This is a genomic window from Planomonospora alba, from assembly GCF_039534085.1.
In the GTDB taxonomy this organism is placed as follows: Bacteria; Actinomycetota; Actinomycetes; order Streptosporangiales; family Streptosporangiaceae; genus Planomonospora_B; species Planomonospora_B alba.
The window spans coordinates 67142-84984 of the sequence record NZ_BAAAUT010000028.1 but is presented as its reverse complement, the minus strand read 5'-3'; the positions used below and the strand labels follow the sequence as shown (position 1 = coordinate 84984).

Sequence of the window (17843 nt, the reverse complement as noted above, 5' to 3'; positions counted from 1 at the left end):
GTTCCAAAAGAGAGCCGAAAACAAACGGACGGCATGATGGGAACGAACATTGGTCGAGCGGGCCGAAGAAGCTCCACGAGTGTCACGCACGGGTGCCATGACACCGGATCTCACCATCGGTGTGGTGGGCCCCCACGATCTCGTCGAACGAGTGATGTTGATGGGCCACGCGGCGGCGCCTCTGCCCTGCCGCCTCGTGGCCGCCGCCTACCGGGACGAGCAGGAGGCCCCTGACAAGGTCACCCGCTTGGGCGCGGGGGTCGACGCGTGCCTGTTCGCCAGCCCGGTCCCCTACGACCTGGCCCGGCGCTCCGGTGCGCTGACGATGCCCGCGACGTACGTGCAGCTCGGCGGGGCGGCGCTGATCGCCGCGCTGGGCAGGGCGGTGATGGACGAGCGGATCGACCCGCGCAGGGTCAGTGTGGACGTGTTGAGCCGGGCGGACGTCGAGGAGGCCTACGCCGATCTGGGCCTGGCCGCCGACGGCGTGCACAGCCGCGACGAGCCGGGCGCCACGGGCACGATCGCGGCCTACCACGAGCGCCTCGTCCGGCAGGGCGTCACCACGGGGGCGCTCACCTGCCTGCCGGCCGTCGCCGACCGGCTGCAGGCGGCGGAGGTCCCGGTGGTCCGGGTCCGCCCGACCTCCGCCGCCGTCCGCACGGCGCTGCACACCGCGGCGCTGCTCGGCGCGCACCACCGGCTGGAGGAGTCGCAGCTGACCGTGGTCCTGGTGGAGGTGCCCACGCTCCGCGAGCCGGTACGGCGGGCCGCCCCCCGCCACTGGCGCGACGAGCTGCGCCTGTCGCTCCACCGGCTGCTGGTGCAGGAGGCCAACCGGATCAACGCGACCGTGACGGCCATCGACGACCACAGCTACATGGTCACCGCGACCCGGGGGTCGGTGGCCACGGCCACCGAGGGCTTCCGGGTGCTCCCGTTCGCCGCGCGGGTCCGCGACGAGCTCGGGCTGGCCGTGGAGGTCGGGGTCGGCATGGGCCGGACGACCCACGACGCCGAGGCCCACGCCCGGGCGGCGCTGGCGCGCACCCAGACGGGCAAGCAGGCCCAGGGCTTCGCGGTGGACCGCGAGGGCCGGGCCCTGGTCCCGGCGCCCCGGACGCCTCCGCAGGGCGGGTCGGCCAAGCCGAAGGGCGTGGAGGTGCTGGCCCGGTTGGCGGCCAAGCTGGAGAACGGTGACACCGTGGTGGACGCCGAGGGTGCGGGCAAGATGCTCGGCGTCACCTCCCGTACGGCACGGCGGTTGCTGCGCACGCTGGTGGACGAGGGACTCGCGTGGCCGCTCCCGCCGAACCGGACCCCGCAGCCGGGCCGGCCCCGCCAGCTCTACCGCCTGATCGTGGAGAAACTCGGCAGCCGTTAGGGGATCCCGCTCCGGGCGGCGGCTCCCGGCCGGTCAGGCGCGCGGCCGCAGCCGCCGGAGGGTGTAGCCGCCGCCCGCCGGGTCCAGGTGCCTGGTGGCCTGCTTGAAGAGATACTCGGCCCGCTCGTAGGACAGGCGGCGGCGGCCCGTCTCCGGGCACAGGTCCGCCGGCGCCGGGGTCCGGGCCTGCCCGGGCCGCCGGTGGCTGAGGAAGAGAGGGCCCCGGGTCCGGCCCGCCACCAGGTCGGGGAGGAGGCGGGCGGTCCCCGACCGCCAGCTCACCCAGGAGCCGCCCGCCCGGGCCCGGCGGTCGTCCAGGTCCAGGTCCTCGACGTTCAGGGACAGGACGGCCGTCACGCCGGCCGCGGACTCGTGCAGGAGCCGCCACAGGGTCCGCTCCCGCAGCGGGAGATCGGGGCGGTTCCAGAGCGCCTCCAGCTGTGCCGGGTCGATGCATCCCGCCCGGGTGCGGGTCCCGGCGCGCCGCTCGATTCCCGCGGCGAGGTGGCCCATGGACGCCCAGGCGCCGAACGACCGGACGGCCGACCGGTGCCGGTTCCACGTCGCGGCCGCCGTCCCGTCCCAGGCCGCGGCGAACACCCGGGCCACGTGGCCGGCGGTCAGGGAGGACAGCGGTGTCCGGTCGCCCAGGGCCAGGCGGAGCCGCCGGAGGGTCTGCCCGTACGAGCGGACCGTCCCGGCGTCCAGCTCGCCGCGTTCCAGGAACTCCCGGACGGCCTGCCCGAGTGTGGGCCCCGGCACGGCGGGAGCGGCGATCTCGGCCGCGCGGCGGCGCAGGTGGGCGCGCTCGGCGGCGTTCCCGGTGAGGGACGCGGCCCGTTCGAACTCCAGCCGCGCCTCGTCGAGCCGCCCCAGCCGGGCCAGGAGATCGCCCCGGACGCTCGGCAGCAGGTGGTAGTCCCGCAGTGCGGGATCGCCGGCCAGGGAGTCCGCCAGGGCGAGCCCCGCCTCCGGCCCGTGTGCCATCCCGAGCGCCACGGCCCGGTTGAGCTGCACGACCGGTGTCGGCAGCAACCGGGCCAGCGCCTCGTACAGGGTCGCGATCCGCGCCCAGTCGGTGTCCTCGGCGGTCCGCGCCCGTGCGTGGCACACGGCGATCGCCGCCTGCAGCACGTACGGGCCGGGCGTGCCGCCGATCTCCCGCGCGCGCAGCATCGCGGTGAAGCCGCGGCGGATGAGCAGCCGGTCCCAGCGTCCCCGGTTCTGCTCGTGGAGCAGGACGGGTTCGCCCGAGGGCCCGGTCCGCGCGGCGGACCGGGACGCCTGGATCTCCATGAGCGCGACCAGCCCGTGCACCTCGGCCTCCTCCGGCATCAACCGGGCCAGCAGCCGACCCAGCCGCAGCGCCTCCAGGCAGAGCCCCGGCCGCACCAGGTCGTCCCCGGACGTCGCCGAATACCCCTCGTTGAAGATGAGGTAGACGACCTCGAGCACCGACGACAGCCGCGCGGCCAGTCCGGGGCCGCGGGGCAGTTCGAACGGCACCCGCTCCTCGGCCAGCGTCCGCTTCGCCGCGGCGACGCGCCGGGCGATCCGCGCCTCGCCGACGAGGAACGCGCGGGCGATCTCCCCGGTCGTCAGACCGCCGAGGAGCTTGAGCGTCAGCGCGACCCGCGCCTCGGTCGGCAGCACGGGGTGGCAGGAGACGAACATCAGCCGCAGGAGGTCGTCCTGCTCAGGGTCCTGCTCCGGATCCTGATCGGATCCCTGGCCGGGGCCCTGCCGCTCCAGTCCGCGGGCGAGCTCGCCGTGCTTGTCCCCGAGACGCCGGGCGCGCCGGATGCGATCGACGGCGCGGCGCTTGGCGACGGCCGTCAGCCAGGCACCGGGGTTGTCCGGGACCCCCGACTGCGGCCACTGTTCGAGGGCGGAGACCAGTGCGTCCTGGGCCAGTTCCTCGGCGAGGCCGACGTCGTGCACCATCCGGGTGATCCCGGCGATGATCCTGGCCGACTGGAGCTTCCAGATCGCGTCGATCGTGCGGTGGACGTCCGTCACCGCACGATGACAGCACCGCCCCGGTCCCGCTCGCAAGCCGGGGCGGCGCCGTCCGGCCGGTCAGGGGCCGAAGACCTGCTGGATCACGCTCTCCCCGTCGCCGACGATCCTGCGGAAGCGTCGGGTCAGCTCGATCGCCTCCTCCTTGGAGCGGACCTCGACCAGCGCGAAGCCGGCCACGGCCTCCTTGGCCTCGGCGAACGGCCCGTCGGTGACCGTGATCTCGTCACCGGAGGAGGTGACGCGGACACCGCCCGCCTCCAGGCCGCCGGTGGCCAGCAGGATGCCCGCCGCGGTCAGTTCCTCGACGAATTCGGCCATCTCGGCGTACAGCTTCTCGTCGGGGGTGGTCTCGGACGGCTTGTGCGTCATCAGGTAGCGCATGGGTCTTCCCCTTCTTCGTTCTCTTCGGTTCCCGCCCATGCGTCGGATGGCGCGATGTGACAGGGAACGGCGGCGTTCCCTGTCACATCGCCGATTCGACGCATGGGCGAGAACCGAAGAAGGATCCCGGAAAGGCACCGATCATGACCACCGCCCAGTTCCCCGCCGCCACCCCGGCCACCGCCTCCGCCCCGGCCACCACGCGCGCCCTGCTCACCTGCGCGGTCGCCGCCGCACCCCTGTGGACGGTCGTCTCCCTCGCCCAGGCCGCCACCCGCGAGGGCTTCGACCTGACCCGCCACCCGCTGAGCGCGCTGAGCAACGGCTCCCTGGGCTGGCTGCAGATCGCCAACTTCCTGATCGCCGGCGTCCTGACCGTCGCCGGGGCGAGCGGTCTGCGCCGGGCCATGCGCGGCGCCCCCGGAGGCACGTGGGCGCCGCGGCTGGTCCGGGTCAGCGGCATCGGCATGATCGCCGCGGGAATCCTCGTCATGGACCCGGGCGACGGCTTCCCCGCCGGCACCCCCCACGGGATGCCCGCGGAGCTCACCTGGCACGGCTACGGCCACCTGGCCGCCGGCTCGATCGCCTTCACCGCCCTGATCGCCGCCTGCTACGTCCTGGGCCGCCACTTCGGCCGCGCCGGACACCGCGGCCCGGCCGCCGCCTCCCGGGCCGCGGGCACCGCCCTCCTGGTCGGCAACGGCTGGGCGATGAGCGGCGGCACGGCCGGATCCCTGACCCTGGCCGTCGGCGCCGTCACCGCGATGCTCTGGATCTCCGCGGTCGCCGCCCGGTACCGCCACCGCCTCTGAACCCGCCCCCGCGAGAGGCACGCGACCTGCGGGCGCCCACCGGCGGGTGACGCGGAGGCCCGGAAGGCCCCGAGGACCCCGAGGACCCCGGGGACGAGGTGACGGCCAGGGGCGCCGGGCGGACGATGCCCTCGTCCGTCCGGGATCCGCGAGCGTTCTGTCGCATCCGACCTGTATTGTCATGTGCCATGAGTCCAAACGCTGCTGACAAGCGCACCTCGCTCCTCGTCTGGGGGGCACTGGGGATCGTCTACGTCGTCTGGGGCTCGACCTACCTCGCGATCATGATCGTCATCGAGACGATCCCGCCGCTGCTCAGCGGCGCCATGCGCTTCACCACGGCCGCCCTCGTCCTGACCGCCGTCCTGGCGGCGCTGCGGGGCCGTACGGCCCTGCGGATGACCCTCCGGCAGGCCGGCGGCGCCGCGCTCGTCGGCCTGCTCCTGCTCACCGCGGGCAACGGCATGGTCTCCGTGGCCGAGCAGCACATCTCCAGCGGGCTGGCGGCGCTGCTGGTGGCCTCGACCCCCCTGTGGCTGGTCGTCCTGCGCTTCACCGTGCGGGACCGGCCGGGGCTGCTCACGCTGGCCGGGGTGCTCGTCGGTTTCGGCGGGGTCGCGGTGCTCTCGCTGACCGGCGGGAGCGGCGCCTCGGACGGCACGGGCATCACGATCATCCTGCTCGCGTCCGTCTCGTGGTCGATCGGGTCCTTCATCTCCTCCCGGATCCCGATGCCGCCCAACCCGTTCGCGGCCAGCGCGGTCGAGATGGCCGCGGGCGGCGCCGGGCTGCTGCTGATCGGCCTGGCCGCGGGCGAGCGGCTGGACCCCGCCGTCGTCTCCGGGCGCTCCTGGGGCGCGCTGGCCTACCTGGTGGTGATGGGCTCCCTGGTCGCCTTCACCTCGTACGTGTGGCTGCTGGGCAACGCGCCCATCTCCCTGGTCTCGACCTACGCGTACGTGAACCCGGTCGTGGCGGTCGCGCTGGGCGCGCTGGTGCTGGGAGAGCCGGTGACCGGCTCGATGGCCGTGGCCGGACTGGTGATCGTCGTCGGCGTCGCGCTGGTCGTCTCCACCGAACGGCGCAGGAAGGCCGTGCCCGCCGCGGAGCCGGAGCCGGAGCCGGAACCCTCGGCGGCGTGACCCTCCGGGCCCGCGGCGCACGGCCGCGGGCCCGGACGGGAAGGCCCGGAGAGGACCTCGGCGGCCGTGCCGCCCGAGGGGCCGGGCCCCCTCCCGGGAACCCGGCGGCGATCCGTCTCAGGCGTTCCTGAAGGCCGCGGCGGCGGCCAGGAACGTGTCGTTGGCCTCGGGGGTGCCGATCGAGACGCGCGCCCCCTCGCCCGCGAAGGGCCGCACCGCGACGCCCTCGGCCGCGCACGCCTCCGCGAAGTCCAGCGTGCGCTCGCCCAGCCGGAGCCAGACGAAGTTGGCCTCGGTGGCGGGCACCGTCCAGCCCTGCGCGATGAGCGCCTCGCGGACCCGGGTGCGCTCCTTGACCACGGTCTCGACCCGCTCCAGCAGCTCGTCCTCGGCGGCCAGGGAGGCGACCGCGGCGGCCTGCGCGAGGTGGTTGACCGCGAAGGGCACCATCGTCTTGCGCACCGCGGCCGCCACCGGCTCGCATCCGATCAGATAGCCCACCCGCAGGCCCGCCAGGCCGTACGCCTTGGAGAACGTGCGCAGCACGGCGACGTTCGGCCGGTCGCGGTAGACCGTCAGGCCGTCGGTGACGTCGGCGTCCCGGACGTACTCCCGGTAGGCCTCGTCGAGCACGACCAGCACGTCGTCCGGGACCCGGTCCAGGAACGCCTCCAGCTCGGCCGCGCGCACGACCGTGCCGGTGGGGTTGTTCGGGTTGCAGACGAAGACCGCGCGGGTGGCCGGGGTGATCGCCTCGGCCATGGCCTGCAGGTCGTGGGTCTCGCCGGCCAGCGGCACCCGCACCGAGGTCGCCCCCGCCAGGTCGGCCAGGACCGGGTAGGCCTCGAACGAGCGCCAGGCGTAGAGCACCTCGGCACCCGGCTCGGCGACGGTCTCCAGCAGCTGCTGGACGAGGGTGACGGAGCCGGCGCCGAGCGCGATGTGCTCGGGCGGCACGCCGTACCGCTCGGCGAGCGCCTCGGTCAGCGCGGTCGCCGCGGGGTCGGGATAGCGGTGGATCTCCGTCGCGGCCCGCGCCACCGCCTCGACCACCGAGGGCAGCGGGTCGTAGGGGGATTCGTTGGACGACAGTTTGTAGGACCGGCCGTCGGGGGAGACCACGGCCTTGCCCGGCCTGTAGGCGGGCATCGTGTCCAGGATCGCGCGGAAACGAGGCATGGCCTTACCTTATGAGCAGCGGGCGGATGGGGCATCATCCTGCGAGACTGGAGGGACGAGCATGCCCGACCGGGAGGACGACATGAGCGCCGCACCGCCGTCCGACAGCGAGCTCCGCCCGGAGCCGTCGGTGTGGGACCCCCTGCCCGACTGGGTGTTCCCGCCGCGGCGCGGCTTCACCGCCGACGACCTGGACCGCCTTCCCGGGATCCCCCCTCACACCGAGCTCATCGATGGCAATCTCGTCTTCGTGAGCCCCCAGACCCGCTTCCACACCCGCATGCTCTCCCTCCTCGAGAGGGAACTGAGCAAGGCGGCGCCGGACCACCTCCGGGTGGAGCGGGAGATGACGGTGAAGCTGGGGCGGCGCCAGCGTCCCGAGCCCGACCTCGTGGTGCTCCACGCCCACGCGGCCGCCGACCTGATGCGGACCTTCTACGAGGCGGCCGACGTCCTCCTCGCCGTCGAGGTCGTCTCGGAGGAGTCGGAGGAGCGCGACCGCAAGCGCAAGCCGCTGCTGTACGCGGAGGCGGGCATCCCGTACTTCTGGCGGGTCGAATACGACGGCGGCCACCCCGCGGTGCACGTCCACCATCTCGATCCGGCCGTCAGCGGATACGCCCTCACCGGCGTCCACCGCGATCGGCTGAAGCTCCACCTCCCCTTCGACCTCGACATCGACCTGACGGAGGTCACCAGAGCCTGAGCGGGGCCCTCAGTCCCTGGACCGGAGCATCGGCGGGTGGAGGATCTCCGCAGGGCCGCGCCGGTAGAGCTTGGCGGGGCGGCCGCCGTCGCGGGTGGTGGTCCGGCCGGTGGGGATCAGGAAGCCCTCGGCCTTGGTGACCTTGCGGTGGAAGTTGCGCGGGTCCAGCGGGCGGCCCCAGACGATCTCGTAGACCCGGCGCAGCTCGGCGACGGTGAACTCCGGCGGGCAGAAGGCCGCGCCCAGCGAGCTGTACTCCAGCTTGGAGCGGGCCCGCTCGACCCCGTCCATCACGATGCGCCGGTGGTCGAAGGCCATCGCGGTCAGCGCCGCCACCGGCTGCCAGCTCATGTGCGCCTCCGTCGAGGCGGGCAGGTCGGGCGCGAGACCGAGGTAGGCCACGCTCAGCACCCGCTGGCGGGGGTCGCGGTCGGGATAGCCGTAGGTCTGCAGCTGCTCCAGGTGGACCGGGGCGCCCGGCAGGCCGGCCCGCTCGGCCAGGACCCGGGCCGCGGCGGCCGGCAGGTCCTCGTCGAGCTGGATGAAGCCGCCCGACAGCGCCCAGTGCCCCTCGTAGGGCGGATTGTCGCGGCGCCAGACGAGCGCGCTCAGCGCCTGACCGCGCACCGTGAGCACGACCAGGTCCACGCTGACGGGAATTCGGGGCACCACGCCAGGCACGTTACACCGCTCGGAGATCACCGCGTCACGGATCGACACGTCACGCATCGATGCGGACGTGCAGCGGCTCGGCGGCCGTGCGCCCGTCGGGGGCGGCGACCTCGATCCGCGCCCAGGCGCCGGCGGGCACCTGGGTCCAGTCGAACGGGACCCAGGCGGTCATCATCCGGTCGGGTGTGCCGGGCGGCGGCGAGGACAGGCCGACCCCGGCGATCTCGACGGTCCGGGGCGCGTCCTGCCCCTCCCAGGTGATCGTCACCTTGCCGCCCATCACCAGGTCGTAGCCCCGGATCTCGATGCCGTCGCGGATGTCGCGCCCGGACCGGACCGCGTCCACCGGGATCGGGCGGCCCGCGTCGGCGGCGATCTCCTCGGCCAGGGACGGGGAGCCGCAGGTGAAGAAGTCGCTCCACATGTAGGAGACGACCTTGGAGACGTAGCGGCCGACCTGCGTGACGGCCCGGTCGAGCCGGTCCTTGTCGGTGCGCCCGCGGGTGCCGGTCCGCGAGCCGCACGCCTCGCCGGACGGCTCGAACGCCTCCACGTTGGCCCACAGCTGCACGTCGTGGCCCTGCTCGGCCATCCGGGCCCGGGCCGCGTCCATCTCCCGGTAGTAGTCGCGCGTCGAGCCGTGGTACGCCTCGCCGTTCGTGGTCTCCCCGACCACCGGGCGGAGCCGCTCCTCCACCGGTTCGTCCCGCTCGTCCGGCCAGAACAGCCCGACCTTGCCGGTCCCCCGGCTGTCCTGCGGCGCGATGATCCCGACCCCGGTCCTGGCCATGGCCTCGAAACCGGCCGCCACCTGCGCGGGCGTGGCGCTGAACGCCTTGCCCTTGCGCGCCTCCAGATAGGGGCTGACCAGGACGGGCTTGTCCGGCATCACCTGCTCGACGATGCGGTGCTGGGAGGCGTAGACCTTGAGCGTCGGGTGGTCCCGCTCCGCCGCCTCCGTCCCCTCCGAGGCGCCCGTGTAGACCATGTCCCGCATCTGCAGCTCGAACGGCTGGTAGAACCCGCCGAGCGACGTACGGCCCGCGAAGCGGTCGCCGTAGTCCGTCAGGATGCGCCGGGTGAGGGTGGTGAGCGTGTCGATGCCCCGCTCGGAGGCCCGGGTGGCCTGCGCCGGGTCGCGGGGGGCGAGCGGGAGCGCGGGGAAGACCTTCAGCCGGAACCGGTCGCCGAGGTCGAGCAGCTCGGTCAGGCTGTCCTGCTCCGCCCCGGCGATCAGGATCACGTGGTAGCCGCGGCCCCGGGCGCCGAGGTTCCCGCAGTCGGCGTCGTCACTCCCGTCGTCGGGCGCGACGATCCGGTAGAAGACGGTCTTCCTCGTGACGATCTTCTTCTCCACCTGCGGGCAGCGGAACAGCTTCGGCCCGAACGCCTCGTCGGTCCGGTAGACGAACGTCCAGCTCACCCGGTTGCCGGGGTTCAGGGCCTCCAGGTCGCGCTCGGCCGCCGCCATGCACGGCACGCCGTCCTCCTCGCACGCCTCGTAGCGGGGGTCGACCTCGCCGTCGGAGGTCAGGACGCGGCCGTCCTCGTCGAGCCGGCGGGCCTGCAGGCCCCAGCCGACCCGGATCACGGTGTCGCCGCCGACCTCGTGGATGGCCGACAGCTGCCGGCGCCAGGTGCAGTGGTCGCTCGTCGGCATGAGCCAGTAGCCGGTCACCGCGTACGGCACGCGCATGGCGGTGTCGAACGTTCCGCACGGGTCGGTGAACGCGCTGGACGCGGCCGTCGGGGAGGGGGACGAGGAGGAGGTCGCGGAGGCGACGTGCGCCCCGTCGCCGGCCGCACCGGGGTCACCGGAACGCAGGACCAGCACGACCGCCGCCACCGCCACGAGGATCGCCACGCCGAGGAAAGCCGTGAACCAGCGCACGTTCAGGACACTACCGCTCTCGTGATCAGCCGGGCATAAACCGCCGTCAGGCCTTGACCCCCGCCCACTCCTCCAGCTGGGCGACGAACCGGCGGGCCGAGTTCGGCCAGTGGTGGTTCGCCCGGGCCGCGGCGTACCCGCGGGCGCCCTGGGCATGACGCTCCGCGACGTCGTCGCGGAGCGTCAGCACGGCCTTGGCCACGGCCTTGGGGTCCTGCCAGGGCACGACCATGCCGCTGTTGTAGCGCTCGACCAACTCCACCGCGCGCGGCGACGGAGTCGTGATCACCGGGATGCCGTGGGCCATGTACTCCACGATCTTCGTGGGCATGGAGTGCCGGTAGTTCGGCTCGTCCCGCAGGAGCGACAGGCCGGCCAGCGCCCCGTCGAGCCGCTTGAGCGCCTCGTCGTTCGGCATGAAGTCGCGCCACTCCAGCACGCCCTCGGTCACGGCCTGGTTCAGCGCCGGGCGCGACTGCGGGTCGGCGTAGCCGATCAGCTCGACCGAGACGTGGTACGGCCGGAGCAGCCGGGCCACCTCGATGGCCTCCTTCACGCCCCGTGCCTCCGACAGCCAGCCCAGGTAGACGACCCGGTCGTCGCCCGGCGCGACCACGTCGTCCGGCACCCACGTCTCGTTCGGCACCACCAGGTGCTCCCTGCGGAAGCGGCCGGCGTAGGCCGACTCGGCCAGCAGCAGGTGCAGGTGGCGCTCGGCCGTGCCCTCCAGCAGCCGGGCCAGGAAGCGCACCGGCGGCCGCAGGAAGGCGGGCAGCCAGGGCTTGAGCGAGAGGGTGGCCGGGGTGTCCTCGTGGACGTCCCAGACCACCGGCGGGCGCCCGCGCACCCCGGCGACCGCGAGCAGCAGCTCGGGGTCGTGGATGACGGCCAGATCGACCTGGTCGCGCATGCGCTTGAACACCTTGCGGGCGGCGAACACGGCGGCCAGCCGCCTGCGCTCCGCCGCCCGGGGCAGGTCGATGCCGTTCACCCAGGACCGGGCCATGACCCCCCGGGCGGTGTACGGCGCGGCATACGTGACCTCATGACCGGCGTCCACGAGCGCCCTGATCTGCCGGTGCAGGATACGGGCGTCCTCGGGGTGATGCACCACCGTCATGACGAGCACGTGCACTGCGCGCAGCCCTTCCGTCGCCTAGAGGCGCTCGACGCGTTCACCCTCGGCGAGCACGCCGCGGGTGTCGAGCACGAGCCTGGCGTGGTCCTCGACGATCGACAGGTCGAAGGCGGCGTGCTGCTGGAGCAGCAGCGTGACGTCGGCCTCGGCGACCGCTTTGGCGAGGTTCTCCTCCCGCGGCACCGGGGTGCCGTCCACCTGCCACTGCTTGACGTGCGGGTCGGCGAAGACCAGCTCGGCGCCCAGCTCCAGCAGGCCGCGCGCGACCGGCAGGGCCGGGGTCTCGCGCTCGTCGGCGATGTCGGGCTTGTAGGTGACGCCGAGCAGCAGCACCTTGGAGCCGTTCACCGCCTTCCTGTGGCGGTTGAGCAGCCGCTGCACCCGCGTCACCACGTAGGACGGCATCCGCTCGTTGATCTCCTGGGCCAGCTCCACGAACCGGAACGGGTAGCCCAGCTTGCGCACGGTGTAGGACAGGTAGGACGGGTCGACCGGGATGCAGTGGCCGCCCACGCCCGGTCCGGGCAGGAACTTCTGGAAGCCGAACGGCTTGGTGGCCGCGGCCTCGATGGCCTCCCAGAGGTCGACGCCGAGCTCGTCGCAGAAGATCGCCATCTCGTTGACCAGGGCGATGTTGACGTGCCGGTAGGTGTTCTCCAGGAGCTTGGCCATCTCGGCCTCGCGGGTGCCGCTGACCGGCACGACCTGCTCGATGAACTGCCCGTAGAAGGCGGTGGCGACGTCGCGGCAGGCGTCGGTGTAGCCGCCGACGACCTTCGGCGTGTTGCGCAGGCCGTACTTGGGGTTGCCCGGGTCGATGCGCTCCGGCGAGAAGGCCAGGTGGAAGTCGGAGCCCGCGACGAGGCCGGAGGACTCCAGCAGGGGGCGGGCCACCTCGTCGGTGGTGCCGGGCCACGTGGTGGACTCCAGCACCACCAGGGTGCCCGGGCTCAGGTTCCTGGCGACGGTCGCGGTGGCGCCCTCCACCGCGGACAGGTCGGGGCGGTGGTCCTCGTCCAGGGGCGTGGGAACGCAGATGACGATGGTCCGGCTCTTGGCCAGCACGCTCTCGTCCAGCGTCGCGCGGAAGCCGCCGGCCAGCATGTGCTCCAGGTCGGCGTCGGTCAGGTCGTCGATGTAGGACCGGCCGTCGTTGAGGGCGTCCACCTTGCGGGGGTCGACCTCGTAACCGACGACGTTCAGCCCTGCCGCGGTGGCCTCCTTGGCCAGCGGCATACCGACGTATCCCAGACCGATCACGGCCAGGTCGTAGCCGGTCACTGGGAGACCCTGGGGAGCCGGAAACAACACTTCATGGTCGCAAAGGTTATCTCAACTCGGCACACGCCACGCCTGATGCGATTAAACGCATCGCGAACACCGCGACCGCTCGCTATCCTCATCAGATCATCAACCGCTGATCGAACGATAGAGGTCACGGTAGGTCTCCGCGACCCTGCTCCACGTGCGTTTCGCCGCCACCTCGGCCCGTCCCGCCTCGCCCATCAGGGCCCGCCGCTCCGGGTCGTCCCGCAGTCCGGCCACCGCCTTGGCCAGTTCCTCCGGGTCTCCCGGCGGGACCAGCAGACCGGCGCCCCCGGTGCCCACGAGTTCCGCCAGCGCGGGCAGATCGCTGAGCACGACGGGCTTTCCGAGGGCCATCGCCTCCACGGGTTTCAATGGCGTAACGAGTCGGCAAACCCGCAGGTCCTCACGGGGGCAGACGAAGATGTCGATGGCCGCCTGGGCCTGCAGCGCCTCGTCGGGGCCGACCCGGCCGGGCAGGATCGCGACGTCCTGCAGGCCGAGCTCCTCGACCTGCTCCAGCAGGGCGGGGCGCTCCGCGCCGTCGCCGACGAGCAGCACCTTCACCGGGGTGCCCGCGTCCCGCAGGAGCGCGGCGGCGGCGATCATCGTCCGGAAGCCCTCGTAGGCCACGATGCTCGAGACCGAGCCCATGACGATCTCGTCGTCGGCGATGCCGTACGCGGCGCGGAAGGCGGCCCCGTCGTAGGAGGCGGTCAGCAGCGAGTCGTCCACCGCGTTCGGCGCCAGGTAGATCTTCTCCCGGGGCACCCCGCGCTCGACGATCTCGGCGGCCATGGTCTCGGCCAGGGTGACCACCGCGTCGGCGGAGCGCATGATGAAGGCCTCGCGGTCGCGCTGGAGCACGTGCCGCTGGCTGCCGACCCGCTTGGGGTCGCGCGAGGCCCAGGTCTCCTCCAGGAAGCCCCGCACCTCGTAGACCATCGGCGTGCCGGTCCGCTCGCGCACGGCCAGCGCCACCGAGCCGTTGCGGTGGTCGGTCGCGGCGTGGATCACCTGCGGCCGGAGCGTCCTGACCAGCTCGGTCACCTCGCCGGCGCCGCGGATCATCCGGCCCCGGCTCTCGAACGGCACCTCTCCGCTGGGCAGCAGCCGGTGGTAGGGGATGCCGTCGATCTCCTCGTACGGCGTGGCGTCGGCGTGGCCCTGCATCATCGGCCAGCCCCAGCTGGTGACGACGTGCGGGTCCAGGCCCGCCGCCTTCTGCGCCGTGACGATCCGGTGCGTGCGCACGGTGTAGCCGGCCTGCGTGTACGGCAGGGCGTTGGTCACGCAGTGCAGCACCCGGCCCTCGACCCGCTCGCCCACGATCACCTTGGACTTGGGCGGGATCGGGTTGGGCTGGATGGCGGCCAGCTCGCCCGCGTAGTAGGCGGCCCTGCGCTTGATGAAGGGGTACTTCGTGTGGCCTTCGAGCACCGCGACGGCCTCGGTCATCCGGCCGGCGTCGAAGTGCTCCTTCGCCTCGTTCCAGGGGCCCTTGACCATGCGCATGCCGAGCTTGCGCACCGCGACCCTGGCGCGGCGCGCCATGGGCCAGGCGACCCGGCCCACGACGGGGCGCAGGCTGGGCGGGAGCGTCTCCGCGGCCGCCTGCGCGACGCGGACGGGATCGGTCTTGACCTTGGTCGCGACGACCCGGGAGACGATGATCGGATGCTGCGCGAACCCCTTGAGAAGGCCGCGGAGACCGGCACGCGCCGACTTCGCGGAAACCTTTCGGGACTCCGGCGGACTGGCGTCAGGTACCACGGTCGTGACCGTACCATAGGCAACGTTTGCCCCACTCCCACATGAAAGGCGAGGTCAATGCGGGACTCCGCCCCTTCGCAGGCGACGCCGGCCCCTGAGAATCCCCTCGTCCTGCACGTGCTCGGCGCCCGGCCGAACTTCGTCAAGGCCGCCCCGGTGGTGCGCGGCCTGGCCGAGCTGGGGGTGCGCCAGGGCATCGTCCACACCGGCCAGCACTACGACGCGCTGATGTCGGACGTGTTCTTCGCCGACCTGGGGCTGCCCGAGCCGATCGCCAACCTGGGCGTCGGCTCCGGCTCGCACGCCCGCCAGACCGCGGCCCTGCTGACCGGCCTGGAGGAGGTCGTGCTGGAGCACGGCCCCGCGCTGGTCGTCGTCTACGGCGACGTGAACTCGACCCTCGCCGCGATCCTGGTCTGCGCCAAGCTCCACATCCCGACCGCGCACGTCGAGGCGGGGCTGCGCTCCTTCGACCGCGGCATGCCGGAGGAGGTCAACCGGGTCGTCACCGACGCCCTGTCCGACATCCTCTTCGCCACCTCGCCGGACGCCCTGTCCCACCTGGCGAACGAGGGCGTGGACCCGGCCCGGGTGCACCTCGTCGGCAACCCGATGATCGACAGTCTCTTCTCCGCGCTGGACCGCCTCGACCCGGCGCCGCTCCGCGACCGCCTGGGCCTGCCCGGCCGGTACGGCGTGGCCACCCTGCACCGGCCCGCCAACGTCGACGACCCGGCCGCCGCGCAGGAGCTGGTCGACGCGGTGATCCAGGTGAGCGAGCGGCTGCCGGTCGTGGTCCCCGTCCACCCGCGGGGACGCGCGCGCCTGGCCGAGGCCGGGCTGGTGACCGGCGGCAACCTCACGATCATCGACCCGCTGGGCTACGTGGACTTCCTCTCCCTGGTCCGGGGTGCGTCCCTGGTCGTCACCGACTCCGGCGGCGTGCAGGAGGAGACGACCATGCTCGGCGTGCCCTGCCTGACCGTCCGGCCCAACACCGAGCGGCCGGTCACCGTCACCCACGGCACCAACCGCCTGGTCACCCCGGCCCTGCTCCCGGCCGCCGCCGACAAGGCCCTGGCCGACGGGGCGGCGACCCCCTCCGGCGAGCTGCCCCCGCTCTGGGACGGCAAGGCCGGTCCGCGGATCGCCCGGGTGATCGCCTCCTGGCTGGAGGGGGAGAACCTGTCCCCGGCATCGCAGGCCGTACCGCCTAAATCCGCTTAAAACCACCATTCAGGTACGGCGCAGGCCGTACCCTGGCACGACCCGGACGAAGGCGACCCCCATGAGCTCCACCTCCCCCATGAGCGACGAGACCCCCGACGAGGTTCCCGGCGAGCCGAGGTTCCAGCGGCTGGGACCGGTCAACTGGCTGCCCGAGGAGCGCAAGGTCATCGAGCGCTTCGAGGAGCGCGTGCGGGACCTGGAGCGGCGCCTGGCCATCGCGGAGGCCCGCGCGGACTACGCCCAGTGGAAGCTGGAGTCGACCAAGGTCCAGCGGCCCTACCGGGTGGCCGAGGCGCTCACCGGTGCCAAGGGGCCGGGGGTCGTCCGGCTGCCGGGCAAGCTCCGCATGGCGCTCAAGCCCCGCAAGGGGCCCACCGCGCCGCGCCCGGTCGCCGAGGTGGTGGCCGAACTCGACGGCCGGGGGCCGTCGGTGGACGTGCCGCAGGTGAAGTGGCCGGACGGGCCGGTCGTGCGCCCGGACCTGAAGGTCGCGGTCATCCTGGACGACTTCTCCCGGATGGCCTTCAAATACGAGTGGGACCAGATCGAGTTCGGTCTGCGCGACTGGCCGGAGATCTTCGCGGCCAGGCGGCCGGACCTGCTCTTCGTGGAGTCGGCCTGGCACGGCAACCAGGGGCGCTGGCGCTACCAGATGACCGGGACGAACGCCCCCAAGCCGGAGCTGCGGGCGCTCGTCGACTGGTGCCGCGAGGAAGGGATCCCGACGGTCTTCTGGAACAAGGAGGACCCGCCGAACTTCGACTTCTTCATCGACACGGCCAAGCTGTTCGACTACGTCTTCACGTGCGACGGCGACATGGTGCCGAAATATCGCGAGATCCTGGGACACGACCGGATCGACGTGCTGCAGTTCGCGGCGCAGCCCCGGGTGCACAACCCCGTCCAGGACAGGCAGGGCCGCATCCACGACGTCGTCTTCGCCGGCATGTACTTCCGGGACAAGCACCCCGAGCGCCGCGAGCAGATGGAGACCGTGCTCGACCCGATCCGCGAGCTGGGCCTGCACATCTTCGCCCGCAACGGCACGGTGGACGAGAAGTACGCCTGGCCGGAGAAGTACGTCCCGCACATCGTGGGCGAGCTGCCGTACGACCGGATGCTGGCCGCGTACAAGATGTACAAGGTCTTCCTCAACGTGAACTCGGTGCTCGACTCGCCGACCATGTGCGCGCGCCGCGTCTTCGAGCTGTCGGCCTGCTCCACCCCGGTGGTGTCCGGCTGGTCCCGGGCCATCGAGGAGACCTTCGGTGAGCTGGTCCCGATCGCCCGCGACCAGCTGGAGTCCTACAACAAGGTCCTCCACCTGCTCAACAGCCCCGAGCTGCGCGCCCGCCAGGGCCACCTGGCCATGCGCGAGGTCTACGACAAGCACCTGTTCTCGCACCGCGTGGACCAGATCCTGCGCTTCCTCGGCCGGCCCGTCGAGCCGCGGACCCGCTCCGTCTCCGTGGTGCTGCCGACCAACCGCGCCGCCCAGATCGAGCACGCCATCTCCTCGGTGGCCAAGCAGGTCCACCGGCCGCTCCAGCTGGTGATGGTCCTGCACGGCCTCGACATCGACCCCGTCGTCGTCGCCGACAAGGCCCGCATGGCCGGGATCACCGACGTCGTGGTGCTGGCCGCCGACCCGTCGATGTCGCTGGGCGCCTGCATGAACATGGGCATCGACGCCGCCGAGGGCGAGCTGATCGCCAAGATGGACGACGACAACCTGTACGGCGAGCACTACCTGTCGGACCTGGTGCGCGCCTTCGACTACTCCGACGCCGAACTGGTGGGCAAGGGCGCGCACTACGCCTACTTCGAGTCCACCAACACCACGATGCTGCGCATGCCGGGCCTGGAGCACCGCTACGCCTGGCTGGTGCAGGGCGGCACCTTCCTCGGCAAGGCCGACATGTTCCGCCACTACCGCTTCGAGGACGTCACCCGGGGCGAGGACACGCGGTTGGTCAAGCGGCTGAAGGAGGACCGGGTCAAGATCTACTCGGCCGACCGGTTCAACTTCGTCTACTGGCGCAGCGGCGACCCCGCCATGCACACCTGGCAGCCCGACGACCACAAGCTCACCCGGGGCGCCCAGTTCTCCTTCGTCGGCCGCCCGGACGACCACGTCATGATCTGACCCGTACGGCAGGCGGGTCCCGTGCTCCCGCGCCGGGCCCGGGTGGCGGGAAGGAGCGC

Annotated in this window: 14 protein-coding genes; 6 read left to right on the top strand and 8 right to left on the bottom strand. The window is 72.7% G+C overall.

What is annotated here, in order from left to right:
- Nucleotides 1–97 precede the first annotated feature (97 nt).
- Nucleotides 98–1384 (top strand): GTP cyclohydrolase IIa, encoded by a 1287-nt coding sequence (locus ABD823_RS18240; RefSeq protein WP_344861119.1) that lies wholly within the window; start codon nt 98–100, stop codon nt 1382–1384.
- A gap of 33 nt (nt 1385–1417) precedes the next feature.
- Here ABD823_RS18240 and ABD823_RS18235 read toward each other — a convergent pair whose 3' ends face one another.
- Complete coding sequence (locus ABD823_RS18235; protein ID WP_344861095.1) at nt 1418–3403, bottom strand: DUF6596 domain-containing protein; 1986 nt, start codon at nt 3401–3403, stop codon at nt 1418–1420.
- A 60-nt stretch (nt 3404–3463) separates the two neighbouring features.
- Nucleotides 3464–3787 (bottom strand): YciI family protein, encoded by a 324-nt coding sequence (locus ABD823_RS18230; protein ID WP_344861093.1) that lies wholly within the window; start codon nt 3785–3787, stop codon nt 3464–3466.
- A gap of 143 nt (nt 3788–3930) precedes the next feature.
- Here ABD823_RS18230 and ABD823_RS18225 point away from each other — a divergent pair, with 143 nt between their 5' ends.
- Together ABD823_RS18225 and ABD823_RS18220 are read left to right on the top strand one after the other, a co-directional pair.
- A complete protein-coding gene (locus tag ABD823_RS18225) occupies nt 3931–4602 on the top strand; it encodes a DUF998 domain-containing protein (RefSeq protein ID WP_344861091.1) in 672 nt (223 codons plus the stop codon).
- Between the two features lie 188 nt (nt 4603–4790).
- On the top strand, nt 4791–5744 hold the full coding sequence (locus tag ABD823_RS18220; RefSeq protein ID WP_344861089.1) for an EamA family transporter: 954 nt from the start codon (nt 4791–4793) through the stop codon (nt 5742–5744).
- A gap of 117 nt (nt 5745–5861) precedes the next feature.
- On the opposite strand, the gene hisC is transcribed toward ABD823_RS18220, so the two are convergent.
- On the bottom strand, nt 5862–6923 hold the full coding sequence (gene hisC / locus ABD823_RS18215; protein ID WP_344861087.1) for a histidinol-phosphate transaminase: 1062 nt from the start codon (nt 6921–6923) through the stop codon (nt 5862–5864).
- A gap of 61 nt (nt 6924–6984) precedes the next feature.
- Here hisC and ABD823_RS18210 point away from each other — a divergent pair, with 61 nt between their 5' ends.
- Nucleotides 6985–7629 (top strand): Uma2 family endonuclease, encoded by a 645-nt coding sequence (locus ABD823_RS18210; protein ID WP_344861084.1) that lies wholly within the window; start codon nt 6985–6987, stop codon nt 7627–7629.
- A gap of 9 nt (nt 7630–7638) precedes the next feature.
- On the opposite strand, the gene ABD823_RS18205 is transcribed toward ABD823_RS18210, so the two are convergent.
- From ABD823_RS18205 to ABD823_RS18185, 5 genes are all read right to left on the bottom strand, one after another.
- On the bottom strand, nt 7639–8301 hold the full coding sequence (locus ABD823_RS18205) for an NUDIX hydrolase (RefSeq protein ID WP_344861082.1): 663 nt from the start codon (nt 8299–8301) through the stop codon (nt 7639–7641).
- Nucleotides 8302–8350: 49 nt separating this feature from the next.
- Nucleotides 8351–10192, bottom strand: coding sequence for a DUF4434 domain-containing protein (locus ABD823_RS18200; RefSeq protein WP_344861081.1), 1842 nt, complete (start codon nt 10190–10192; stop codon nt 8351–8353).
- Between the two features lie 46 nt (nt 10193–10238).
- Nucleotides 10239–11327: a glycosyltransferase gene (locus ABD823_RS18195; RefSeq protein WP_344861078.1), complete on the bottom strand. Its 1089-nt coding sequence runs from the start codon at nt 11325–11327 to the stop codon at nt 10239–10241.
- A 21-nt stretch (nt 11328–11348) separates the two neighbouring features.
- Complete coding sequence (locus ABD823_RS18190; RefSeq protein WP_344861075.1) at nt 11349–12611, bottom strand: nucleotide sugar dehydrogenase; 1263 nt, start codon at nt 12609–12611, stop codon at nt 11349–11351.
- Nucleotides 12612–12740: 129 nt separating this feature from the next.
- Nucleotides 12741–14408, bottom strand: a complete 1668-nt coding sequence (locus ABD823_RS18185; RefSeq protein WP_344861073.1) for a glycosyltransferase family 4 protein — start codon at nt 14406–14408, stop codon at nt 12741–12743.
- 57 nt (nt 14409–14465) lie between these two features.
- Here ABD823_RS18185 and wecB point away from each other — a divergent pair, with 57 nt between their 5' ends.
- Both wecB and ABD823_RS18175 read left to right on the top strand, forming a co-directional pair.
- Nucleotides 14466–15635 carry a non-hydrolyzing UDP-N-acetylglucosamine 2-epimerase gene (gene wecB, locus ABD823_RS18180; RefSeq protein WP_344861070.1) on the top strand — a complete coding sequence of 390 codons (1170 nt, stop codon included), beginning with the start codon at nt 14466–14468 and terminating at the stop codon, nt 15633–15635.
- A gap of 61 nt (nt 15636–15696) precedes the next feature.
- Nucleotides 15697–17784, top strand: a complete 2088-nt coding sequence (locus tag ABD823_RS18175) for a glycosyltransferase family protein (RefSeq protein ID WP_344861068.1) — start codon at nt 15697–15699, stop codon at nt 17782–17784.
- Nucleotides 17785–17843 lie beyond the last annotated feature (59 nt).